Source organism: Tannerella forsythia (assembly GCF_003860135.1).
GTDB lineage: Bacteria > Bacteroidota > Bacteroidia > Bacteroidales > Tannerellaceae > Tannerella > Tannerella forsythia_A.
This window is the reverse complement of sequence record NZ_RQYN01000001.1, coordinates 37,258-61,254: the sequence shown is the minus strand read 5'-3', so window position 1 is coordinate 61,254 and position 23,997 is coordinate 37,258. Positions and strand designations below refer to the sequence as shown.

Below are 23,997 nucleotides of genomic sequence, written 5' to 3'. Positions count from 1 at the left end.
GACGGATGAAACGTATTCATATCATTGTATGGTGTTTGTGCACGTTGTCGGTGCTGACGACGCAGGCACAAAAGATTACGATTAAGACCGGTTTGGAAGTACTGAAAGAACAACGCTTCCAATGCCTTGAAGGTAAACGCGTAGGATTGATTACAAACCCGACGGGAGTAGATAATCACCTTCGATCGACGATCGATATTTTACACGAAGCGCCTAACGTGAACCTCACGGCGCTCTATGGTCCTGAACACGGCGTACGGGGCGATGTGCATGCCGGCGATAAGATCGACAGCGGTACGGATCCGGCAACGGGTTTGCCTGTGTATTCGCTCTACGGTGCGACACGGAAGCCGACACCCGAAATGCTGAAGGACGTCGATGTGCTGGTGTATGACATTCAGGATATCGGCTGTCGCTCGTTCACTTACATCAGCACGATGGGATTGGCCATGGAAGCAGCGGCCGAAAACAATATCGAATTTGTCGTGCTCGACCGTCCGAATCCTCTCGGCGGATTAAAAGTGGAAGGTTGTATCGTGGAAGACGGGTTCTTCTCCTTCGTCAGCCAATACAAGATACCGTATATCTACGGCCTGACTTGCGGTGAACTGGCACTGATGCTGAATGCCGACAAGAAACCCGGTAAGGCATGTAAGCTGCACGTAGTAAAGATGAAAGGATGGAAGCGTAAGATGGATTATACGCAAACCGGTTTGCAATGGATCCCGCCGTCGCCCCATATTCCTCATGCACATTCGGCGTTCTTTTATCCCGTTAGCGGGATATTCGGCGAACTGGGTTATGCTTCTATCGGTGTGGGATATACCATTCCGTTCCAGATGTTTGCCGCACCTTGGATAAAGGCGGCAGAACTGACCCGCCGGATGAACGCGCTACGCGTGCCGGGCGTCACCTTCCGACCGATCCACCTCAAGCCGTTCTATGCGACGAACAAAGGCGAATTTATACAAGGCGTGCAGGTGCATATCACCGACTACCGGCGGGCACCCCTGAGCGACATACAGTTCCTCTTTATGCAGGAAGTAGCGGCGCTCCACCCCGACCGCGCCGTGTTTGCGCACGCCGATTCCACTCGTTTCCAAATGTTCGATAAAGTATGCGGGAGCAACCACATACGGGAAGGGTTCATCCGGCGTAACCGTTGGGAAGACGTACGCCCATACTGGTATAAAGACGTGGAACAGTTTAAGAAACAATCGAAGAAGTTTTACCTGTACAAATAACGTTAGTGCAATGACTCTCACAACCCCCACAAACAAACGTCTGCTGGCACTCGATATCCTGCGCGGTATCACGATTGCCGGCATGATCATGGTCAATAATCCCGGCTCATGGTCGTTCGTATATGCTCCGTTGGGACACGCGGCATGGCACGGCCTGACACCGACCGACCTCGTATTTCCGTTTTTTATGTTCATCATGGGCATATCGACTTATATTTCGCTCAAGAAATACGACTTTACATTCAGCTATTCCGCCATGCGAAAGATCATCCGGCGAACGGCCGTCATTTTTGCCATCGGGCTCGGGATTGCATGGTTCGGGCTGACGTGTCGCACGTGGCATGGTCTGGCCGACGAAGGCCTGTCGTTCGGAGCGAGGCTCTGGCAGTCGGTATCGAACTTCGGTCATCTGCGCATACTCGGTGTGATGCAACGCCTGGCACTCTCGTACGGAGCCACGGCGCTGATCGCGCTGACGGTACGTCATCACCGTATTCCGTATCTGATCGCCGCTTTGCTCGGCGGATATACCGTGTTGCTGTTGGTTGGCAACGGTTTCGCATACAACGAAACGAATATTCTTTCGATCGTAGACCGTGCCGTACTCGGGGTGAACCACATGTATAAAGACAACGGCATCGAACCGGAAGGATTGTTAAGTACCATCCCTGCCATCGCACACGTACTGATCGGCTTTTGCTGCGGTCGAGCCATGCTCGGGGTGACGGAAGTACGCGATAAAATGCTGCGTCTTTTCCTGATCGGAACCGCCATGGCTTTTACCGGATGGTTGCTGAGCTACGGCTGCCCGATCAACAAAAAAATCTGGTCGCCTACGTTCGTGCTCATGACCTGTGGGATGGCAGCGGGATTACTCGCTTTGCTCATTTGGATAATCGATGTGAAAGGACATACGAAATGGTGCCGTTTCTTCGAGGCCTTCGGTGTCAATCCGCTCTTCATGTATGTCGCGGGTGCTGTTCTTTCCATTTTGTTAAGCAGCATCTACCTCACATACCAAGGCGATCCCATTACGCTGAAAGGCTTTCTGTACGGCGTATGTCTGCGCCCTTGGGCCGGAGATTACGGCGGCTCGTTCCTGTTTGCCGCACTCTTCGTAGCATTCAACTGGTTAATAGGATTTATCTTATATAAGAAAAAAATATACATCAAAATATGATACTGATTGCAGATAGCGGATCGACCAAGACGCATTGGAGTGTGCTGGAACACGGTCAGGTCGTTGGAGAAATATTTACAAAAGGAATGAACCCTTTCTTTCAGACACCGGAAGAGATGGGACATGAAATTGAGCGGACCTTGCTTCCGCAGCTGAATTCGAATCGTTTTTGTGAAGTACACTTCTTCGGAGCCGGATGCATTCCGGAGAAAGTTCCTATTGTGCGCAACGTGTTGGAAGGCTGTCTTGACGTAAGCGGTTTGATCGAAGTCGATACCGACATGCTGGCGGCGGCCAAAGCCTCTTGCGGACGATCGCCGGGCATCGTATGTATCATGGGGACGGGTTCGAACTCTTGCTTTTACGATGGAGAGAAGATCGCGGCCAACGTCTCGCCGCTCGGTTTTATCTTAGGCGACGAAGGCAGTGGCGCGGTATTGGGTAAATTGCTGATCGGTGATTTACTGAAAAACCAGATGGGCCAAGAGCTGAAACAAAAGTTCCTCCGGCAGTATGAACTGACACCCGCCGATATCATCGAACGGGTATACCGGCAACCGTTCCCGAACCGTTTTCTGGCCGGCATATCGCCGTTCTTGGCCGAAAACATCGAACATCCGGCTATCCGTTCGCTGGTGTTGAACGCTTTCAAATCGTTCCTGACCCGCAACGTAATGCAGTTTGATTATACACGTTACAAGGCTCATTTTATCGGCTCGGTAGCGTATTATTACAAAGATATTCTGGAGGAGGCGGCCGCGGCGACGGGCATCCGTACCGGTACCATCGTGCGCGATCCGATGGAAGGATTACGCGCTTATTATTCGACAGTAGCAGAAACCGTATGACATTTATTAAAATAACAGAACAAGATTCGCTGTACAGCGATTTAGAACAGAAAACCGTCCGGGAGATTCTGGACGATATCAATCAGGAGGACCAAAAAGTGGCATTGGCCGTACAAAAGGCCATTCCTCAGGTAGAAAAGCTGGTTTCGGAGATCGTGCCCCGTATGCAACAGGGCGGACGTATCTTTTACATGGGTGCCGGCACAAGCGGCCGGTTGGGAGTGCTCGACGCCTCGGAAATACCGCCCACATTCGGAATGCCTAACACACTGGTCATCGGACTGATTGCCGGTGGAGAAACAGCGTTGCGCAACCCGGTGGAGAATGCCGAAGACGACATGGCGCGGGGATGGGAAGAATTGCAGGCGCATCATATCACGCCGAAAGATTCGGTGATCGGCATCGCCGCATCGGGCACCACCCCTTACGTGATCGGAGCGATGCGCGAGGCACGTCGCCACGGCATCCTGACAGGCTGCATCACCAGTAACCCCGGTTCGCCGATGGCTGCCGAGGCCGACATCGCGATCGAGATGGTGGTAGGCCCCGAATACGTCACCGGCAGCTCACGCATGAAATCGGGCACAGGACAGAAAATGATCCTGAACATGATTACGACGACCGTTATGATCAAACTCGGACGCGTGAAAGGCAATAAGATGGTGAACATGCAATTGAGCAATCAGAAACTCGTCGATCGCGGCACACGCATGCTGGTCGAGGAGCTGGGGCTGCCCTACGATCAGGCCAACGCGCTGCTGCTGCTGCACGGATCGGTGAAAAAAGCCGTCGAAGCTTACCGCAAGCCGGGGCCTACCGCTTCTTCATAACACTGTTCACGACGCGAACGGACGAAACGAGCTTATCCGTCGAAGTAAATATATCGACATTCCATACGTGCGACGAGCGTCCTTTGTGGATAATCGTCGCCACGGCGCGCACCGTATCGCCTTCGTGCGCCGACGAGAGGTGATGACCGCTTACCTGCATACCGACCATCATCTCGTCGGGTGCGCAAAGCACCATCGAGCCAAGGCCGGCCACCGTTTCGGCCAAGGCCAGTGTAGCCCCGCCATGCAGGATACCGAATGGCTGACGGGTACGTTCGTCAACGGGCATGGTCGCTTCGATACGGCCTTCCGAAGCATACGTGTATTGGATGCCGAGATTTCCCATCAGCGCGTGTTTGCCGGCCGCATTCAGCTGGTCGAGCGGGATGTCCGTCGGGCGTATATCGGCAAGGATCGCTTTTTCGAGCGCGACGGCGGCGCCGTCTTCTTCGTTCGAGAAGGTGATGACGTCGGCACAAGCCTTAACCGAGTCCTGCGCATTTCCCATGGCGATACCGAGTCCGGCCAGCTGGATCATCGTTACGTCGCACACTCCGTCGCCTAACGCCACGATATGGGCTGACGGGATATTGAGTTTTTCGAGCAGTACGCTGAGCGTATTCGCCTTATCGATAAACTGCGGCACGACTTCGAGAAAATACGTCTCGGAACGGAACACGTCTAACGTACCGGCCAGCCGTTTCTTCCAATGTTCTTCGAGGCCAACGAGCGCTTTTTCGTCGTCGCTGGCGAGCATGACTTTGCAGGGATGGAAATCAATCTCTTCCGCAAATCGATCGGTTTCCCGTAGCTCCATCCCGTTGAGCCGCGCTTCCTGAACGACGCGCGGGTTCGAAGCGTCATTCGTCAGGATCGTATTTTGGCGATACGTAAAGATGGCAAAACCGTTTTTTCGCGCCTTTCGTTCGAGGTAAGGCATAAATTCGGGATCGATGCGTTTCTCGAAAAGCAGTTCGTTCGTTTGCGCATTGATGATCTGTCCGCCGTTATACGAGAGGATATATCCGCCGTTTTTATCCAGCTCTAATTCCTTCGCCAGTCCGACCACGCCATACGTCGGTCTTCCCGAAGCCAGCACAAGTTTGACACCCATCTGCTGTACCTTGATTAAGGTCGCGCGAGTCCGCGGCGTGACTGTTTTTTCGTTCGTAAGCAATGTACCGTCTACATCGAGCACTACCAGTTTGTACTTCATATCTCTTAATCGTTAATGGTTTTCATGTTTCGTTATGTCACCCTCCGGACGAAGCGCCTCATTGTAAAATCTGCGGCATTGAGCACGGCTGATGGGAATTTCGTCGAACGAGGCTTGGGTCAAATCGCAAACGAAAAGTTCGTGGATTTGCGAGATATACATCACATCGTATTTCAGCGCATTTCCTTCTTGCAGTTGCCTCGTGTATTCCATGGTCGAGAAAACCGTATCGTCTGTCAGATTTTCTTTCGAAAAGATATACAGTCCGAACTTTCGGAAATGACCGTAGAATCCGTCGGCTACCTTACGCACCTTACTCCTGATGATGCGCTGCAAAGGCAGAGCCGCCGCCCAATATTCGTATTCCATTCGCCCGATAATCGTATCGTCGATGCCGTATCCGTACCCGTATTTCGTCATGTCCATCCAGTCTTCTTCCGAGACCTTCATCACCGGACGTCCGGCTATTTCGTTGATCAGCGCGTGCGCCACGTCACGGTCTTCGCGGATGGCTCGTGTCACCTCGATGCCGATGCTACGTACTTCGTCCTGCAAATCCGGGCGGTCGTAATTCTTTAATGCCTCGAAGCGGTCGTCCACCAAGTCGATCAGCGATTGGCGGGCATACCGCTCAAAAAATGTCGTATCGTATTTCGTTCTTCTTCGTTCCGTCATGACACTGAAATCAAAATCAATCGGATTCCAAAGATACGGTATTTAACGGTATCCCGCAAACGCCCGGACAAAACGATGTAAGGGTAACGCTTTCAAATTAGTATCTTTGAGCCATTGGAAACAGCAAAATCAATCGACTATGTAGCATATGTTAGTTGTGATTTGCTTTCAAATTAGTATCTTTGAACCATTGGAAACAGCCGCACGTTATCGAAAGCGTGTGCGAGTTTCGTTGTGATTTGCTTTCAAATTAGTATCTTTGAACCATTGGAAACAGCTTGTATAAACGGCTTGATAAAGCACTGCTGTTGTGATTTGCTTTCAAATTAGTATCTTTAAACCATTGGAAACAGCTAAGGGTGGAAAACAGTTGAATTTAGCAAGGTTGTGATTTGCTTTCAAATTAGTATCTTTGAACCATTGGAAACAGCCGATCGCCGTCGATCCGGATACCGGAAGGCGTTGTGATTTGCTTTCAAATTAGTATCTTTGAACCATTGGAAACAGCGCGAGAGCCTGCGATCCTACAAGCGCAGAGGTTGTGATTTGCTTTCAAATTAGTATCTTTGAACCATTGGAAACAGCGAAAAGCCGATCGCGAGCATGACGTTTGCGGTTGTGATTTGCTTTCAAATTAGTATCTTTGAACCATTGGAAACAGCGATAAAGCACAGTTATCTTTGGAAGCTAAGTTGTGATTTGCTTTCAAATTAGTATCTTTGAACCATTGGAAACAGCTCCGGACTCCCTATCCGGCTAAGGTGTCTAGTTGTGATTTGCTTTCAAATTAGTATCTTTGAACCATTGGAAACAGCCGGGCTGGGTATAGAAGCAATCGAAAAGGGGTTGTGATTTGCTTTCAAATTAGTATCTTTGAACCATTGGAAACAGCATACCATTCCGAATTGTCTTTCCCGGAGTTGTTGTGATTTGCTTTCAAATTAGTATCTTTAAACCATTGGAAACAGCTGAGAACGAGATGAGTACATCCTGCATTCCGTTGTGATTTGCTTTCAAATTAGTATCTTTGAACCATTGGAAACAGCACGACGGAAAAGGAAGCCGAGATGCTGAAGTTGTGATTTGCTTTCAAATTAGTATCTTTGAACCATTGGAAACAGCAAAAATGTCTGCTTATGCCGCAGGCGTGCAGTTGTGATTTGCTTTCAAATTAGTATCTTTGAACCATTGGAAACAGCTTCATTCGACGAGCGATGGAGTTGAGGTCAGTTGTGATTTGCTTTCAAATTAGTATCTTTGAACCATTGGAAACAGCATCGGAGACAAGCTCGCGACAAAAGCGTGGTTGTGATTTGCTTTCAAATTAGTATCTTTGAACCATTGGAAACAGCTTATGCTACAAATATAGTAAAACTATCCAGTTGTGATTTGCTTTCAAATTAGTATCTTTGAACCATTGGAAACAGCGCTATGCGACCGATTTCTTCGGGGGCTACAGTTGTGATTTGCTTTCAAATTAGTATCTTTGAACCATTGGAAACAGCTCGTGGAAATAATAGGAAACTCCGTCGGTGTTGTGATTTGCTTTCAAATTAGTATCTTTGAACCATTGGAAACAGCACGTGGGTATCGGTCTTCTGGTACGGCGAAGTTGTGATTTGCTTTCAAATTAGTATCTTTGAACCATTGGAAACAGCCGGCGACTGCCGTGCGCCGACGGCGAAGAAGTTGTGATTTGCTTTCAAATTAGTATCTTTGAACCATTGGAAACAGCAGCATGTTTATCAAGGCGGCTGTGAAGGATGTTGTGATTTGCTTTCAAATTAGTATCTTTGAACCATTGGAAACAGCCCCCATTTAGACCGGAAATATGAAATAGTTGTGATTTGCTTTCAAATTAGTATCTTTGAACCATTGGAAACAGCGACGATCAGTGCGGATAAAATAAACCTGAGTTGTGATTTGCTTTCAAATTAGTATCTTTGAACCATTGGAAACAGCTTTCTCATGTTTTGGATACACCCCTTTTCGTTGTGATTTGCTTTCAAATTAGTATCTTTGAACCATTGGAAACAGCTCCCCCGGCTGGAGGGCCACATGGTCACGTGTTGTGATTTGCTTTCAAATTAGTATCTTTGAACCATTGGAAACAGCTTCGTTTTGCGGATTGTAATGAGAGCAATAGTTGTGATTTGCTTTCAAATTAGTATCTTTGAACCATTGGAAACAGCATCTATTATACATGAATATGCGGACTGAGGTTGTGATTTGCTTTCAAATTAGTATCTTTGAACCATTGGAAACAGCCACGTCGCAGGCAGGCCGCAAAGCCGACCGGTTGTGATTTGCTTTCAAATTAGTATCTTTGAACCATTGGAAACAGCATTACAGAAGAAACCTGTAGAGAAATCAAGTTGTGATTTGCTTTCAAATTAGTATCTTTGAACCATTGGAAACAGCAGGTGTATGCGCACGTGTATATCGATGATGTTGTGATTTGCTTTCAAATTAGTATCTTTGAACCATTGGAAACAGCCGAAGAGTTTATTACACTTGCCAGAGGCATGTTGTGATTTGCTTTCAAATTAGTATCTTTGAACCATTGGAAACAGCGTTTAAGATTGAAGTAAAAACGAACAGGGTGTTGTGATTTGCTTTCAAATTAGTATCTTTGAACCATTGGAAACAGCACGTGGCGCGAAATTATGCACAAAGTGCCGGTTGTGATTTGCTTTCAAATTAGTATCTTTGAACCATTGGAAACAGCCGGCGGATTTCGTGTACAAGCGTTCGACGGTTGTGATTTGCTTTCAAATTAGTATCTTTGAACCATTGGAAACAGCTACATACGCTGCAAAGTCAATGTTCTTTTGTTGTGATTTGCTTTCAAATTAGTATCTTTGAACCATTGGAAACAGCAGCTAATGCTCTTGATAAGCTCGACTGATGTTGTGATTTGCTTTCAAATTAGTATCTTTGAACCATTGGAAACAGCAGGTGTATCGACGAAAGAATATGTCAACAGTTGTGATTTGCTTTCAAATTAGTATCTTTGAACCATTGGAAACAGCAACGACGCCTATCAGGTGTCGCAGGAAGCAGTTGTGATTTGCTTTCAAATTAGTATCTTTGAACCATTGGAAACAGCCTTAGAGAAGAAGGAGTAAAAGCGTCGGGTTGTGATTTGCTTTCAAATTAGTATCTTTGAACCATTGGAAACAGCACATTTTAAATAACGAAATGTTTTTCAATGAATTAAAAAGTATTTCAGAAAAAAGAAAAAGACGGGCGTTCCTAGTACAAAATCTCGCATTAATGCGAGATTTTGTTTTCTAGAACAACTCCAATTGCTGTCCCGGTGTATTGACATCTTGCACTTTTTTTCCATAAAAAAGTTCTATATTCCCAAATTGTTTGTCTGTAATACACATGATTCCGACATGCCCAAATTCTGGAAGAAAAGATTTAACTCTTTTTATATGTACTACAGCATTCTCGCTACTAGCACAATGACGTACATAAATGGAAAACTGAAACATCGTAAAACCATCCTTTTGCAAATTCTTTCTGAAATCCGCATAAGCCTTCTTTTCTTTCTTCGTTTCAGTAGGCAGATCAAAAAGAACAAGCACCCACATAATTCGATATTCACTAAAGCGATTCATAGTCTATCGTTCAGGATAGGCAATTCTCCGAAGCTCTCCACTAAAACATTTATAAAGTGAAGCAGTAGTTCGGCCCACCGCAACCATCAACGGACTACGCTTGCCTCCAATTATCACTTCCAATGTCGGAACAGTAAGCAATCGGGCTTTTACCTCTTTCGTCAACTCCGCATTTTTTCCATATTCTTGTGCCAAACTAAACACTAATTCATCCACATAAGGACGATAAGGTTCCATTATATCATCCGCTAAACAATAAGCATTATAGCGATTGTGATGATGGATTCCCAACGTAGGAAGCAGTCCGCTTATCACCAGTCCACGCGCCATCACCGCACGAAGAATGGCATATCCATAGTTCAATAGATTGTTGGGAGGAATTCCTTCACGCTCCCGAGTGAAACCATCAACATCAGCGAATAAAGATTTCCAATAATATGCAGCAGCACGCGCTTCCAAATTGTCTGGGTCGCCACTACGCACATTGGTAGCCCAAACACGCATACACTTTATTTCCTCGTTCATACAATCTTTAAGTACAGATGCTTGATTGTTGATTTTCGCTTGAATAGTTTGCTGCCAGAGTTGTTTCTTCAAAGGAAGCGACGTATCCAATTGTTTACGAAAACGTTCATTCTGCGTTGTATTTCCATAAAGAGGAAGCATTAATCCGACTGGCATACCACCTCTATCACAAGTGATTACGGAACAATTATTCTCAAGCAAAGCCTCCAGCACACTAGAAGTAATGGTTATCTGCTTGTTATCCAACACAACGATTCCAATGTCCTCTATAGGCTTCGTTACTTCCGCCTGCTTTTTCAACGTTTCCGGCAAAGCCGTTGCTTTTTCCACACCGGGCAGCTTGATGACCAGCTGTGCATTTCGTAACGATAGATAAACCGGATTCCCAAAATAAAGTGTTTTCTTAATCATGGCCCATCTCTTTTTAAGTTTTGTTAAAATTTAATTCATAACACTAAGATTGTTCAACATAAAATTTGTCATATTCCTGTTCCACTAATGCTTTGGCCATCTCATGGCTCACCCCACTATGTTGTAGCACGGCCTCTTCGTTGAGATGCACTCTCCAAGTAGTCAATCCCATATTAGGCTTACCATCATCCACACGAAAAACAATAATTTCAGCTACCGTTTTCCCAGAAATTGCCCAATACAATTTATTTGCAAAAAAACTTCTTGGGTTACATCGCTACCCGCTTCATAGTCGGCACTGCGTTGTGAATAAATATCTGTTATTTTCTGATAGAGGCGTCGTTCGCTGCTACGAATGTCACGAATGCGAACTAATTATTCTTTGAAATAATCCTTACAAAACAGCGTTTGTGGATTCTTCAATCATTCATTGAACTTATGCAAAAATTGCACAAGTTTTTTTCTTTCAACAACTCTCCTCTTTTATATACATTCTTTAAATGTTTAGTCACTACGCTTCTGTGCACACCGAACAATTGTGCAATCTGGTCCTGCGGCAGCCATACCCTTTCCTTAAAGATATAGATTTCGACTTTCACTTCTCCATTACTGTCTTTGTAAAGAAAGAAATCAGAGGAAATTGGTGTACTATTGTTGTTCATAAGTCTTTTATCACATTAGTATTCTCCTACCGACACTATTTGGCCGATGTGATTAACACGAACTTTAACAATAGCGTCCAAGCCTTTTGAACTACGAAAATCTATCCATGTAATACCTCTCAGAATAGAACTTGTATCCTTAATCGTAGTTTCTAAATGGTGTCTAAAAACATAATTCTTATGAGAGAATTTCTGCACCCTAAACAAATTAGGACTTACCAACCCATAATTCTCTGCATCCATCAAATCAATTTCTTTCGGATTAAATCCAGTCTTTTCATTTGGAAAAACAAAATACTCGTTTTGTTTCATACTGAAAAGGAATTGCCAACCTTCACTCGTTTTATAATCATTGTCAATAATCGGTTGACCAAGATTGGCCCTTGTGACTGCTTCAAAGAAGCTAACCACAACCTCCTCCAATTCATACTTGGGATTGCCAGCCTCATCAACCGCCCATTGCCCTCTTTTTATAACTGGCTTACGATAAACTGCCACATGGTGATTATTCCCTGTCTTAACAAAATCAACAGGAATATTTCTACCATTCTCATCCAATATAGGTTTGCCATCCTTATCCTTTTTCACATGCAATGACTGCGCATTACTGATTCCTGAAATCGTAACTCGCTTAATGGATATACCTTTCTCTTTATTCAGCCAAATAGGATTCTCATCAAGGTTGGAGAATGCTTTTTTTGCATCATTGCCATATTCATTTAATCTGTCAGTTAGTATTTTCCGTACACCTCCATCTATCACCTCATCAACTTTCAAATAAGAAGAGGAGCCCTTAGGTATAATATCTTTACGTATAGTATAAATCGCTTCAAGTGTTACAGTTTTCACTCTTTCAGGCACTTTCTTGGTTTGTTCCTTATCCAACCAAATGGGCTGTTTATCCGGTGAATTCTTTCCAGTAAACGCTTTCTTCGGATCATTACCATTTTCATGTAAACGTTTCAACAATGCATCTCTATAAGCAGGTTTGCTCACAGTCATAATTTTCCCGATATCAAACAAAACATTCACCTTTTCTTCCCTTGCCAAATATTGTTTGCCACTGCCATAGATTGTTTCCTGATGCAACTGCCCACGTGGTGTCTGTTGTACTTTTTTGTGTACCCCCCCCCTTTTCTTCGTCTTGTTAACATTATCCGTAATGACCTTATTCTTCGCTTTAATCGAAATCAAAGTATTTTCCAAGTGCTTTTTAGCTTCCGCACGAAACTCACCCAAGGGCATAGGCGGAATCGCCCTACCATTTTGAAAATATTTGTTCTTTATTGCATACTCATTTGTGTTAGGATTCAGACTAGCATTTTTGTTATTAAAATACTGGATGAATACATCCTTTGTAAATGCTACTGTCAACGCATCCATCGCATGATGACGATGATCATTCCGTTTCGTCCAATCCTTGATTCTACCTATTTGCTTTCCGTCTCTATCTTCAAAATATTCAACCAATCCTAATGCCTTATATTTTTCCCAGTTCAATTCTTTCATCAAATCAACCAACTGCCAATCCTCACGCAACTTGTCAGTTACCGAACCACTTGTAGCAACCACACGACGAGAAATTTCATTCAACATAGACAGAGCCTTTTTCGCAATATATTGCGTATTACGCAGGTCACGTTCAATAAAACCGTCAGGAATATCCTGCTCATTCATTTTCAGCTTGTTGTATTTGCTCCTTGATATTTTCCCCCACTTAAACAAATCTTCGATATTATTTAAATAATGTTCTAAACTATTGTCGGATCCGCTTTCACCATATTTTTCTTTGACAAAATCATACGCTGTTTTATTCCCTTTTTCAATATTTACACTACGAGCTTCAAGTGTTTTATTTGAAAAGCTATCATCGAAAAGCCGTGCTTGTGGAATGATATGTTCAATATCAAATTCTTTACTAAACAGTTTTTCTCTCGGAATATACGTATTGGAATAAAGAGTTTTATACCCACACGATTCTAACTCTTTGTAAAGCTTATAACGCAGAATATCAGTACGGCTTACATTTGTCAAACCAAACTCTTTCTGTAAAAGTGCCTTATATTCCTCATGCGCTTTGGTAGTTTGTGAAATGGCTTTAGTCAGCTCTTCACGCTCTTTGGCATTCTTCTTCAACTCACGGGCAAGTTCTACACGTATCTCATCCGGTTTACCATAAGTGTCTATAATGGTATTGATTACGTTTACCATCTGGTTCAGAATCTTTTCCACCACAGGATTGCGCAAGCTATTCTTGGGAAGAAGCATAAGCCTGTCTTTCAACTCCTTGTTTACTATTTCTTCCTTGGTTAAGGACGATTTTGAATGCCTGTATCCGGCATACGCACAAGCCACATCATACTGATTACCTTCTTTTAAATGAGGCAGAATCTTATGAATAGCCTTTGCGCTCAGACTGCCATAATCATCTTGAAAAGTAACATTTGCCAATATAGTGGCGTATGCTTTCTCAAAGCCATACAGTTCTGTCATCTTTTGAACCAACCGACCGTTTCCTGTTGTCGTATTGTCCCCCTCAAAAGAATACAATAAATGCCAGAGTTTGTAATAAGATTGACTGTCTAATTCCTCCTTCGAGTTAAAACATAGAATGTCCGTATTCCAATTAAGAAAAGCAAAAACCGTTTTTACATGCTCAATAATCTTCTCAGCCGATTGTTTGAAGTCAATTGGTTCATGCCCGGACATCTCAATCATTTTGCTGTACGCCTGAAACAACGCATACCCAGTCTTGTTGCCATCAATCGTTTTAAAATTTAAATCCAATTCTTGTGGATTATCAAATAATAATTTCAAAACATCCGACTTCGTCATCTTATCACGAACAAAGAGTTCTTGGGCAAGCAATTCTTTTTCTTCTTGATACAAATTACGCCTGCCTCTCAGTTCCAATTGTTCGGTGTCGTCAAGCTTGTCAAAAAGAGCAGGAGAATTGCCTTTCAGTTTTCTCCGTTTGCTCTTCTTCCCGACAACTGTTATTTCGATATTGTTTAATATCTGCCATATTTTAAACTCCTGAAACAAGGGAGAAGAACGGGGGATCACCCTACTGCCTATAGTTTTAATCTTTTTCTTGCCATCTATCTCTACCTCTATCTGCCGGCTTTCAAACTCGCAAAAACCGATTAATCCTTTCTGACTCTTCAATCTACGCTGATAAAAAATGATAATATCACGGATTTCTTTTTTCAGCTCCTCTGTCAGTTCTTTATGATATACAGTTTGTTTTTCCCAAAGCGTATTAAACTCATCCAAATAATCCTGGCGATAGAACACCATATTTCGCAAACTCACATTGGGATTCTTATCCAGCATTTCCATTTGATACTGCCCAACAGTCTGTTTATTAAAGTACAACTCCTTACTCCTATCACTGATTGCGCCAAGATAACCGCTTGAATTATTGATTTGGGTATTCATTTCTTGCAAAACAACAACCAATTGTTCCAACGACAATTTTTCCTTCAAACCATTTACCCGCCATTGCAGATTCTCTCTTTTCGCTTCATCCCTTTTCCGTTTACTATAAATACCTTCCAGCTTATGTTCTCTTTCCAGTTGTTCGGTTTTGCCTTCCTCGTTGTTCCATTCTGTATAGGATTCTTTCCATACGAAATATTTGTAACAAATAGCCCAAACAGCATCACGCTTTTTCCCTCTCAACTCTTCTCTTAATACATCAGTAAGAATCTCCGGATAATATTCTTTTTGTTTTTCCCAAATTCTATCAAGTTCATTCTGCAAATCAGAGCGATAAAAATCGGGCAAGAATTTCTTACCTGCATCAAGAAGTTGCAAGCATAACCCACCAGGCGTAAGGTTGTTATTATAAAGTTCACGAGCTATATCCATACCGTCAATCAACGTACCTTCTTCCGTTCCCTTTGCTTTGCGACTACTTTTATAACCACGTTTTTTGTTAATCATCAGCAATACTCGCGCAAACTCCTCCAACGAGATTTTCTCTGTTGCCGCCTTTGCCCTTAATCGGTATGTCTCAAATGTTGTTCGGTTACCATTTTCCGAAAGTATAGTATCCTCTGTTATCAATTTGTGTTCTTTCAACACTTCCATTAAAGTTTCACGACGAAGTTTGTAGCGTTGTAGATTACGCCGCATGCCTCTCTTGAATGTTCTATCCGCATTCGTCGTAATGCTTTTTCCTTTCTCGAAATTAGTCAATTCATCTACTGTTAAAGGATTTACTCTCACACCAAGCTTAACAATTGACGACCTTTCGTCTTTATTTTCCGCCTCGTCTACCAATGCCCAACCGATACTATTAGTCCCTAAATCTAATCCTAATATCCTTTTCATATTTAACTTATTTTGTTAAAACACCCCAAATATATTAATTTTCTCTCATAAACAAACATTATAATAAAAATTATTTCGTATCTTTGTCTCACTAATTTGAAGCAAATCACAATAAGGATTATTCCGTTGTGAAAACATTTAGGATGGGGCATTTGCCTCGTCCTTTTTTTCTTCTAAAGTCCCTACATCATTAACCGGCAAATAAGTAGCATTATGTAAATAATGCGAATCCAGAGTTGAAAACGACTTTGTTGCAACGGTATTTAAAAGTAAGGGTTATTGGTCTATTTTTGTATTTGCAAACTAAAAATGTAGATACGTATGAGTACCTTACCAACAACCTCGCACAAAGATAGCTATAAAATAAGGAATTGGAAAGAATACAATGGAAGTTTATGCCGTCGTGGTCGTATCACATTATGGCTACATGATTCGGTATTCGATGAGTGGGAAGAAGCCTCCCAAAAGGGTAAGAGAGTGGGCGAACGAACTTATTGCGACAGTATCATTGAAGTGTTGCCTGTTGTTGAAAATCAATTATGGGCTGAAACTACGCCGGAGTACGGGTTTTCTTGAAAGTTTATTTATGCTGATGGGTAAAAGTCATTTGCCGGTTCCGGATTACACAACGCTTTGCCGTCGTCAGAAGAGCCTTCCTGTAGACATCGGGAACAGGTTGGCAAGGGGTGAGAATTTATCGGTGGGGATAGATTCTACGGGCTTGAAAGTGTATGGGGAAGGCGAATGGAAAGTGCGTAAACAGGGCTATTCGAAACGTCGCACGTGGCAAAAGCTTCAGCTCTGAATGGATTTGGACACACAGGAAATCCTCTGGGGGGAATTAACCGGCTACGATGAGGATGATGCCTCCGTAGGGGCTAAACTGCTCAAAGGTAAGACCTCTCATATTGATCGATTTATCCCAGATGGGGCATACGATAAGTTCGGATTCAGAGAATTTTTGGGAAGCGATATTCTTCAGATCATTCCGCCTCCGAAAAATGCAGTCATACAAAAGGGTACCAGAAAGAAACCTTTGCCCGATTATCTGATTCAGGGTAATGGAGCCGTGGAAGTCATAAACCAACACGGCACGAAGCGTTGGAAAAAGGAAAACGGCTACCACCGACAAAGTCTCAACGAAGTGGCGATGTTCCGGTATAAGACGATTTTCGGAGGAGAATTAAATGCCCGAACACTTGAGGATCAGACGACCGAAATAAAACTCAACTGTATGGTATTGAACAAATTCATCGGGATAGGTGTGCCCGAAGCTTACAAAATATCTTAATGTACAGTGCAACCACAGAAAAGAAAAATACTGTCTTTACTACCGTTGCAACAAAGTCAGAGGAATATACCAATAACCCCTATTTTTCAATAACGTTGCAACAATATCCCTCAAAAAGCATCGTTTGGAAAATCGTTCTGCCGCTTGTCAATGATTCCATTACTTTCGGCAAAGACGGACTGTTCTATTTTCACAACGAAGGCAAGATCGGCATCTTTCCACGTCACACCACAGCACAGTATGATGAAATCAAGCAACATCCCCGATCGTTTTACCACATCGTCCGTGACGGAAGAAAGGGTTGGCTGGATATCAGGACAAATCGGGAATATTTTGAAGACTTATCACAAAAGCATCGAATAATCCGGAAACAAAAAAACATCGTCGGCAAGAGTGCATCAGATTCCGCAGGTGAAACAAAGAGCCCGGACGTGAAAAGCGGATAATTTTCTGTAAATTTGTCAGTAGAAAGAAAGTCTTTGTTGGTCGAATTTACCCAAACGGCACCTCTTGAAATTATTTTGCGGATAAATGAACTTTTTCGTAACTTGCGGCGTATTTCAATTGTTATATAGACACAAAGGCAAAAAGAAACGAACATTACAAACATTAATTTATTTGCAAAGAATATGAAAAGAGTGAATCTATGGATTATGATGCTGCTTAGTGCAGCGATATTGCTCTCCGGCTGTGGGGCAAGCAACACGACGAAAGGAACAGCCATCGGTGTAGGCGGTGGTGCGGCGGTAGGCGCGGGAGTCGGAAAGATTGCCGGAAATACGGCCTTGGGCGCCGTGATCGGCGCGGCGGTAGGCGGCGCGGCAGGCGCCATCATCGGCAAGAAGATGGACAAGCAGAAGAAAGAGTTGGAGGAAGTACTTCCGGAAGAAACAAAGGTGGAAGTGGTGGAAGAAGAAGGACAGGCACCGGCATTGAAGGTGACGTTCGACTCGGGCATCTTGTTTGCTACGAACTCAAGCACCGTCAGCGAAGCTTCGAAGTCGGCACTGCGTAACTTAGCTACGAATCTGGAGAGAAACCTCGATACGAACCTCCGCATCGTAGGTCATACGGACAACACGGGAAAGGTGGACTACAATCAGACGCTTTCGGAGCGGCGCGCCAAAAGCGTGTACGACTATTTGGTAGAGCAGGGAGTCAGCACGAAACGAATGATGTACGAAGGCAAAGGCATTCATCAGCCGGTGGCCGATAATACGACCGTTGGAGGACGTGCACAGAATCGACGCGTTGAAATCATGATCAGTGCGAACGAAAAGATGGTAAAGGAAGCCAAGCGAGAAGCCGGAGAATAATCCTTTCAAAGGATCACAAAACAGAAAGAGGCGGCCTCCCCCAACCGATCGAACGGTTTCCGGTGGTCGTCTCTTTTGTGTTATCCTGTAACGATATTGCCATCACGTCTCTGAACGAGAAAACCGAATTCTTTCGGTTGTAAACCATTTTCTTGCTAAACGAAAAACGCTATTTACACGAGAAATCATCCAAACAAGAAATGTTTTACTAATTTTACGTCGAATTTACGTTAATCCATTTAATAAACAGAACCTATGAAGAAGTATATTGTGAGTATCATGTTAGCGGGGTGCTGGTTCGTGTCAACGACGGTTGCAGGCCGGGAAACCTCGAAGATGGACCGGTTTATCGATGAGCTGATGAACCGAATGACGCTACAAGAGAAGATCGGTCAGTTGAATTTGCCTGTTTCGGGAAATATCGTTACGGGCGAAGCCAAGAGCAGCGATATTGCGGCGAAGATTGAGCGTGGACAGGTCGGCGGACTGTTCAACCTGAAAGGCGTCGCGAACATCCGCGCCTTGCAGGAGATTGCCGTAGAAAAAAGCCGTTTGAAAATTCCGCTTCTCTTTGGGATGGATGTGATTCACGGATATGAGACCGTTTTCCCGATCCCTCTTGCGTTAGCATGCAGCTGGGACATGGACGCCGTGAAACAGTCGGCACGTATCGCGGCCGTGGAAGCTTCGGCCGACGGCATTTGCTGGACGTTCAGCCCGATGGTCGACCTCTGTCGGGACGGTCGTTGGGGACGGATGGCCGAAGGGGCCGGCGAAGACCCGTATCTGGGCGCGCAGATCGCCCGGGCAATGGTCGAAGGGTATCAGGGCCATGATTTATCTGCCGCGAATACGCTCATGGCATGCGTAAAGCACTTCGCTCTTTACGGAGCTTCGGAAGCCGGACGCGATTATAATACGGTCGACATGAGCCGGCGCACTATGTTCAACGACTACTTTCCGCCGTATAAGGCAGCCATCGACGCCGGAGCCGGCTCGGTAATGACCTCGTTCAACGTCGTCGACGGTATTCCCGCAACAGGCAATAAGTGGCTGCTGACCGACGTGCTGCGCGACATGTGGGATTTCGGAGGCTTTGTCGTCACGGACTATACCGCGATTGCGGAGATGACGGAGCACGGCATGGGCGATCTGAAACAAGTCTCGGCTCTCGCGCTCCATGCCGGCACAGACATGGATATGGTCTCCGACGGGTTTGTCGGTACGCTCGAAGCATCGCTCCGTGAAGGAAAAGTGACGATAGAAGCGATCGATCGTGCTTGTCGGCGGATATTGGAAGCCAAATACAAACTGGGATTGTTCGACGATCCTTACCGTTATCTGGACGCTCGCCGGGCCGAAAAGGAAATCTTCACCTCCGCGCATCGTTCCGAAGCCCGTCGCATAGCGGCGCAAACGTTCGTGCTGCTTAAGAACGACGGCGGAATATTACCGCTTCGACGCAGCGGACGTATCGCGGTGGTAGGCCCGATGGCCGACAGTCGCTTCGACATGCCCGGAACGTGGAGCGTTGCCGCCCGTCCCGAAGGATACAAGTCGCTCTACGAAGCGATGAAAGATGCCGTAGGCACGAAGGCGGAAGTCGTGTATGCCAAAGGCTCGAATCTGATGCACGATGCCGGACTGGAGAAAAACGCGAAAGCCTTCGGAGGTCCGGAAAGAGACGAACGCCCGGCGGAAGAAATCCTGCGCGAAGCGCTCGAAACTGTAGCCGGAGCCGATGTGATCGTAGCCGCCGTAGGCGAATCGTCGGGAATGAGTGGGGAATGCAGCAGCCGCAGCGACCTCACCTTGCCTGATGCCCAGCGCGACCTGCTGGCCGCCTTAAAAAAGACCGGAAAGCCTATTGTCCTTGTATATTTTTCGGGTCGCAGCACGGTGATGACGTGGGAGAACGAACATTTTCCGGCCATTCTCAACGTCTGGTTCGGAGGAAGCGAAGCAGGCGATGCCATCTGCGACGTACTGTTCGGCGAGCGGGTGCCGGGCGGACGGTTAGTCATCTCCATGCCTAAAAGCACCGGGCAGCTCCCCCTCTACTACAATCACCTGAACACCGGACGCCCCGAACGCCGATGGTTTTCCAAGTTCCGGAGCAACTTCCTCGATGTAGACAACGATCCGCTTTTCCCGTTCGGCTACGGACTTTCGTACACGACTTTTTCATACGGCGAAGTGCGGCTCGATCGTCATACGCTCTACGAAGGGGGGAAGATCACGGCTACGGTCGAAGTAACGAATACGGGCGCATACGACGCGGACGAGGTGGTACAACTCTATATTCGCGATGTGGTAGGCAGTGTATCCCGTCCGGTCAAAGAGCTGAAAGGATTCCGGCGAATCAGTCTGAAACGCGGTGAAACGCAGACTGTATCGTTCGATGTCACAACGGACGATCTCCGTTTCTATAATGCCGACCTCGACTATGTGTGCGAACCGGGCGAATTCGAACTGATGATCGGCCGCAACAGCGCCGACGTCCAAACGGTTCGGTTTAGTCTTGAATAATAAAACAGGAACATCGCGTACTTTTTAGTGATCTTTGTAACGGATTCCATGAGTTTAAGACATTCATTTGTCATACGATACATTCCCGTCATCATGCAGCTCCTCCTTTTTTCATGCGGAGACGCATATCGTGACCAACAACTGCTGCATGAGGCGGGAATGTTATCGGATTCGTTGCCCGCAGATGCCCTGACAAAGCTGCAAGCCGTCAACAACAGTGAAAACTTCAAGAGACCCGACTATGCAAAGTACGGACTGTTGCTGACCCGTACCATGCTGATGACGGGCAACCGGCCTCCTTCCGACTCGCTCGTCAGTTTCGCGATCGCCTATTATCGAGAAACAAACGATTCTACCGCGTTATTCGATGCCCTGTACACCAAAGCGATGTTTTTCTTCTCGACCTCAAAGTATGACTCGGCGGTACATTATTTTGCCGCTGCCGAGAACGTCATTTCTCCCGAAGTGAGTGGTCACCACAAACGTATCCGCACGCAAGGCATGTCCGGCTATGCGAACTTATATCTTGGTCGTACGAAAGCAGCTGTAAAAAATTACCGGACGGTACTCAACCTTCTTGACGGAGAAACCAATACCGAAGGAAAAGTTTACACATTGCTGGATCTGGCACAGGCCTATAAATACGATCACGCGATAGAAGATGCTATTGATATGTGTCGGCAAGCATTGGCAATAGCCGAGAAAAACCATGCTCCCGCTCAGCAAAGCGTCGCTCTCAGCAGGCTAAGCGATCTCTATGCAGACCGGGACGATTTCGAAGAAGCCCTACGATACAAGAAACAGGAACATGCCTTGCGGGTGAATCGTGAAGACATTCCGACACGCAACCTGGCACAGGCCATGCTGTTTGACAAGCAAAACCAGCCTGACTCAGCCCGATACTATTTTGAACAAGCGATTCAGGGAAACGATCCTATCGTGGCCGATATCGCCTATGGCTTTTTGTCCAACTGGTATGAAAAGCAGGGACTGCATGAAAAAGCGTTCGGCACCTTTTGGAAAAAACAGGAGACCAAGCAACATATCGAATCGAACATCCGTATGGCAGCCCTTGAGCGCCGCTACGAAAGCGAACGGCTCAAGAATGAGAACAACCGGCTGAAAATCGAACAGAAAGAAAAAGATATTTTATTGTTAGCCATTCTTTTGGTTGTATTTGCGGTTTCCGTCACCTTGTTTTTTGTTTTCTGGCGACAGAAGAAGAATCGGCAAGCGCTTCGCCTGCAAACCAAAGCCAGAGAGTTAGCACATCAAAACGTGTTGCTTAAACAGCAACAGGAAATCAGTGCGCTACGAGAAAAAGAAGCATTGCTGCGAGAATCGCTGTTCCGACGCATCCACTTCTTCCACCGCATACCGTCGTTACATATCGATGAAGAAAACGCAGGCGAACTATATGAAAGATTACCCGATACCGGTAACAAAATCAGGATGAAAGAAACCGATTGGGCCGAGCTTACGCGAAGTGTCAACGAAGTCTATCCGGGCTTTATCGAGCAGCTTAAAACGCAATACCCGTCGTTAACCGACGACGATCTTTATTTCTGCTGTTTCGTGAAAATGAGAGTCAACCTGCAAGACTTATCCGACATTTATTGCGTAACAAAATCAGCCATCACGAAGCGAAAATATCGCCTGAAAACCGACAAGTTTAAAATCACGGAAAAACACACCGATCTTGACACATTCCTGCAAGATCAGTAACAATCACCGTATGATTGTCCGCCTTGTTTCAGCCACTTCATTTTGCAAACAACAACTATTCAATAAAATAGAGCCAAACAAACATCATATATTGTCCGCCTGAAAATTTCGCAAGACCGCTTGTTGAAGCTATTTTTGTCGTACCGATCAAAGGTATTTCCAAATGTTATAACACTAAAAAATGAAGGTATGAAGAAGAAACATTTTCTTATGACTTTTCTGCTATGTGGCGGAATGATGTTACCGGGATGCAAAAACGAAAAAGCAACCGGACTGAATGACATGGATGTGGTCGCCGAAAAAGTGAAAGTCGGCGACTCCGATGTGATTTCGTGCGATCTGACGAAGCTCAAAGACACGGTCGATCTGCCGCTGAGTCTCTTCGCCGAAGAGCTACAACTGGTCAAGCTCGATAACCGTGACGAAGCGTTGGTAGGCGGTGGAGCAACATTAGTGAGCGAACGTTATATTTTGGTGCGTAACAACCGTAACAATCCGTTCAAACTATTCGACAAAAGCGGTAAGTTTATCACCGCGATCGGAGCATTCGGACAAGGGCCGAACGAATATCAGAATGTGTATGACGAATGGCTGGACGAACAAAGCGGGCAAATATTTCTTCTGCCGTGGCAAAGCGACAAGGTATTACGTTTTAACTTGCAAGGAGAACCGCTCGATCCTATTCCGCTGAGATACCGTGTGCCGAAAGGCAAAATCTTTGTCGATGCCGGCGCGTCTAAAATCTCGGTTTTCATGTTGCCCTTCACCGGCGCTCCTGCCGTGGCGTGGACGCAGGATTTTGCCGGCCAAATGATCGATAGTATTCCTGCCGGTCATTTGACCATACAACCCGATTTCAGCAACGAAGTATTCTCAAACCGAAATGCAGGAGCTTACGATTGTTCGTTGTTTACATTCTTCGAGCAACGTCCGGACAGTGTGTATCATTACAACACAGCCGCGAATCGCCTTGACCCGAAGTTTACGCTCGACTTCAAAGGAAGCTCTTGGAAGATTCACTCGTATCAGGAACTTCCCAACCATTTTATCGGAGATATCACGATTGAGAAGAAAGTGACCGAAACAACATCAACGACCGAGTATCCTGCGAAATTTATCGTCGATAAGCACACGCTGAAAGGCGCATTCTACAAAATACACAACGATTATTTAGGCGATATGCCGCTGGAATGGCCTACGTTTTATAACGGATATTATGTGTGGAATGTGGATCCGGGCGATTTAATCGACCAGTTGGAGGCGCAGCTTAAAAACAATACATCGTTAAGTGAGAAAGAGCGTAAACGTTTGCAGGAGCTTCGCAACGATATTCGTGAGAACGATAACAACTATATTTTCTATGCGAAACTAAAGAAGTAGCCCCCTACTCTCCTTCACATCTTAATGATGGATTAGAGAGAATTTCTTCGAAAAAACAGGCCGGTCAATCTACTAAAAAAGGCGGATTCCGATATTCGGAAATCCGCCTTTTGAAAAGTTGCGGAGGCAAGATTCGAACTTACGACCTTTGGGTTATGAGCCCAACGAGCTGCCACTGCTCCACTCCGCGATATATCGTCT

The 23,997-nt window shown here is 45.4% G+C and carries 16 protein-coding genes, 1 tRNA gene, 1 pseudogene and 1 CRISPR repeat array; of the genes and pseudogenes, 11 read left to right on the top strand and 7 right to left on the bottom strand.

Features of this window, described 5'->3' with window-relative positions:
• Positions 1–5: 5 nt before the first annotated feature.
• From EII41_RS00275 to murQ, 4 genes are read left to right on the top strand one after another with little or no spacing between them, the layout of a single operon-like run.
• Positions 6–1,244 carry an exo-beta-N-acetylmuramidase NamZ domain-containing protein gene (locus EII41_RS00275; RefSeq protein WP_124788952.1) on the top strand — a complete coding sequence of 413 codons (1,239 nt, stop codon included), beginning with the start codon at positions 6–8 and terminating at the stop codon, positions 1,242–1,244.
• A gap of 10 nt (positions 1,245–1,254) precedes the next feature.
• Complete coding sequence (locus EII41_RS00270) at positions 1,255–2,424, top strand: acyltransferase family protein (protein WP_124788951.1); 1,170 nt, start codon at positions 1,255–1,257, stop codon at positions 2,422–2,424.
• The gene (locus EII41_RS00265) at positions 2,421–3,272 is read left to right on the top strand and encodes an ATPase (RefSeq protein ID WP_124750415.1); all 852 of its coding nucleotides are present in this window, start codon (positions 2,421–2,423) and stop codon (positions 3,270–3,272) included. Before EII41_RS00270 ends, EII41_RS00265 begins: the two co-directional genes overlap by 4 nt.
• The gene (gene murQ / locus EII41_RS00260) at positions 3,269–4,102 is read left to right on the top strand and encodes an N-acetylmuramic acid 6-phosphate etherase (RefSeq protein WP_124788950.1); all 834 of its coding nucleotides are present in this window, start codon (positions 3,269–3,271) and stop codon (positions 4,100–4,102) included. Before EII41_RS00265 ends, murQ begins: the two co-directional genes overlap by 4 nt.
• On the opposite strand, the gene EII41_RS00255 is transcribed toward murQ, so the two are convergent.
• The 6 genes and pseudogenes from EII41_RS00255 to cas9 form a co-directional block, all read right to left on the bottom strand.
• Positions 4,086–5,318, bottom strand: coding sequence for a Cof-type HAD-IIB family hydrolase (locus EII41_RS00255; RefSeq protein WP_124788949.1), 1,233 nt, complete (start codon positions 5,316–5,318; stop codon positions 4,086–4,088). The genes murQ and EII41_RS00255 overlap by 17 nt on opposite strands.
• Positions 5,319–5,330: 12 nt before the next feature.
• On the bottom strand, positions 5,331–5,993 hold the full coding sequence (locus tag EII41_RS00250; RefSeq protein WP_124788948.1) for a hypothetical protein: 663 nt from the start codon (positions 5,991–5,993) through the stop codon (positions 5,331–5,333).
• Positions 5,994–6,071: 78 nt separating this feature from the next.
• A CRISPR array of direct repeats spans positions 6,072–9,177; the repeat unit is 47 nt; unit sequence GTTGTGATTTGCTTTCAAATTAGTATCTTTGAACCATTGGAAACAGC.
• Between the two features lie 109 nt (positions 9,178–9,286).
• Positions 9,287–9,619 (bottom strand): CRISPR-associated endonuclease Cas2, encoded by a 333-nt coding sequence (gene cas2, locus EII41_RS00245; protein ID WP_124788947.1) that lies wholly within the window; start codon positions 9,617–9,619, stop codon positions 9,287–9,289.
• Between the two features lie 3 nt (positions 9,620–9,622).
• Positions 9,623–10,555, bottom strand: coding sequence for a type II CRISPR-associated endonuclease Cas1 (gene cas1, locus EII41_RS00240; protein WP_124788946.1), 933 nt, complete (start codon positions 10,553–10,555; stop codon positions 9,623–9,625).
• 43 nt (positions 10,556–10,598) lie between these two features.
• Positions 10,599–10,870: pseudogene (gene rhuM, locus EII41_RS14060) on the bottom strand (RhuM family protein).
• Positions 10,871–11,232: 362 nt separating this feature from the next.
• Positions 11,233–15,555 carry a type II CRISPR RNA-guided endonuclease Cas9 gene (cas9, locus tag EII41_RS00225; RefSeq protein WP_124788945.1) on the bottom strand — a complete coding sequence of 1,441 codons (4,323 nt, stop codon included), beginning with the start codon at positions 15,553–15,555 and terminating at the stop codon, positions 11,233–11,235.
• 385 nt (positions 15,556–15,940) lie between these two features.
• Here cas9 and EII41_RS00220 point away from each other — a divergent pair, with 385 nt between their 5' ends.
• The 7 genes from EII41_RS00220 to EII41_RS00195 all read left to right on the top strand — a co-directional run bounded on the left by EII41_RS00220 (position 15,941) and on the right by EII41_RS00195 (position 23,796).
• Positions 15,941–16,360 (top strand): transposase, encoded by a 420-nt coding sequence (locus EII41_RS00220; RefSeq protein WP_124788944.1) that lies wholly within the window; start codon positions 15,941–15,943, stop codon positions 16,358–16,360.
• The gene (locus EII41_RS00215; protein ID WP_124788943.1) at positions 16,361–16,846 is read left to right on the top strand and encodes a hypothetical protein; all 486 of its coding nucleotides are present in this window, start codon (positions 16,361–16,363) and stop codon (positions 16,844–16,846) included.
• Between the two features lie 95 nt (positions 16,847–16,941).
• Positions 16,942–17,292 (top strand): hypothetical protein, encoded by a 351-nt coding sequence (locus EII41_RS14030; RefSeq protein ID WP_148091733.1) that lies wholly within the window; start codon positions 16,942–16,944, stop codon positions 17,290–17,292.
• 183 nt (positions 17,293–17,475) lie between these two features.
• Entirely contained in the window at positions 17,476–18,162 is a 687-nt protein-coding gene (locus tag EII41_RS00210) for an OmpA family protein (protein WP_124750420.1), read from the top strand.
• 255 nt (positions 18,163–18,417) lie between these two features.
• Positions 18,418–20,691 carry a beta-glucosidase BglX gene (bglX, locus tag EII41_RS00205; protein ID WP_185711777.1) on the top strand — a complete coding sequence of 758 codons (2,274 nt, stop codon included), beginning with the start codon at positions 18,418–18,420 and terminating at the stop codon, positions 20,689–20,691.
• A gap of 48 nt (positions 20,692–20,739) precedes the next feature.
• Positions 20,740–22,416 (top strand): tetratricopeptide repeat protein, encoded by a 1,677-nt coding sequence (locus tag EII41_RS00200; protein WP_124788942.1) that lies wholly within the window; start codon positions 20,740–20,742, stop codon positions 22,414–22,416.
• A 189-nt stretch (positions 22,417–22,605) separates the two neighbouring features.
• On the top strand, positions 22,606–23,796 hold the full coding sequence (locus EII41_RS00195) for a 6-bladed beta-propeller (protein ID WP_124750422.1): 1,191 nt from the start codon (positions 22,606–22,608) through the stop codon (positions 23,794–23,796).
• Positions 23,797–23,914: 118 nt separating this feature from the next.
• On the opposite strand, the gene EII41_RS00190 is transcribed toward EII41_RS00195, so the two are convergent.
• Positions 23,915–23,986, bottom strand: a tRNA-Met gene (locus EII41_RS00190).
• Positions 23,987–23,997 lie beyond the last annotated feature (11 nt).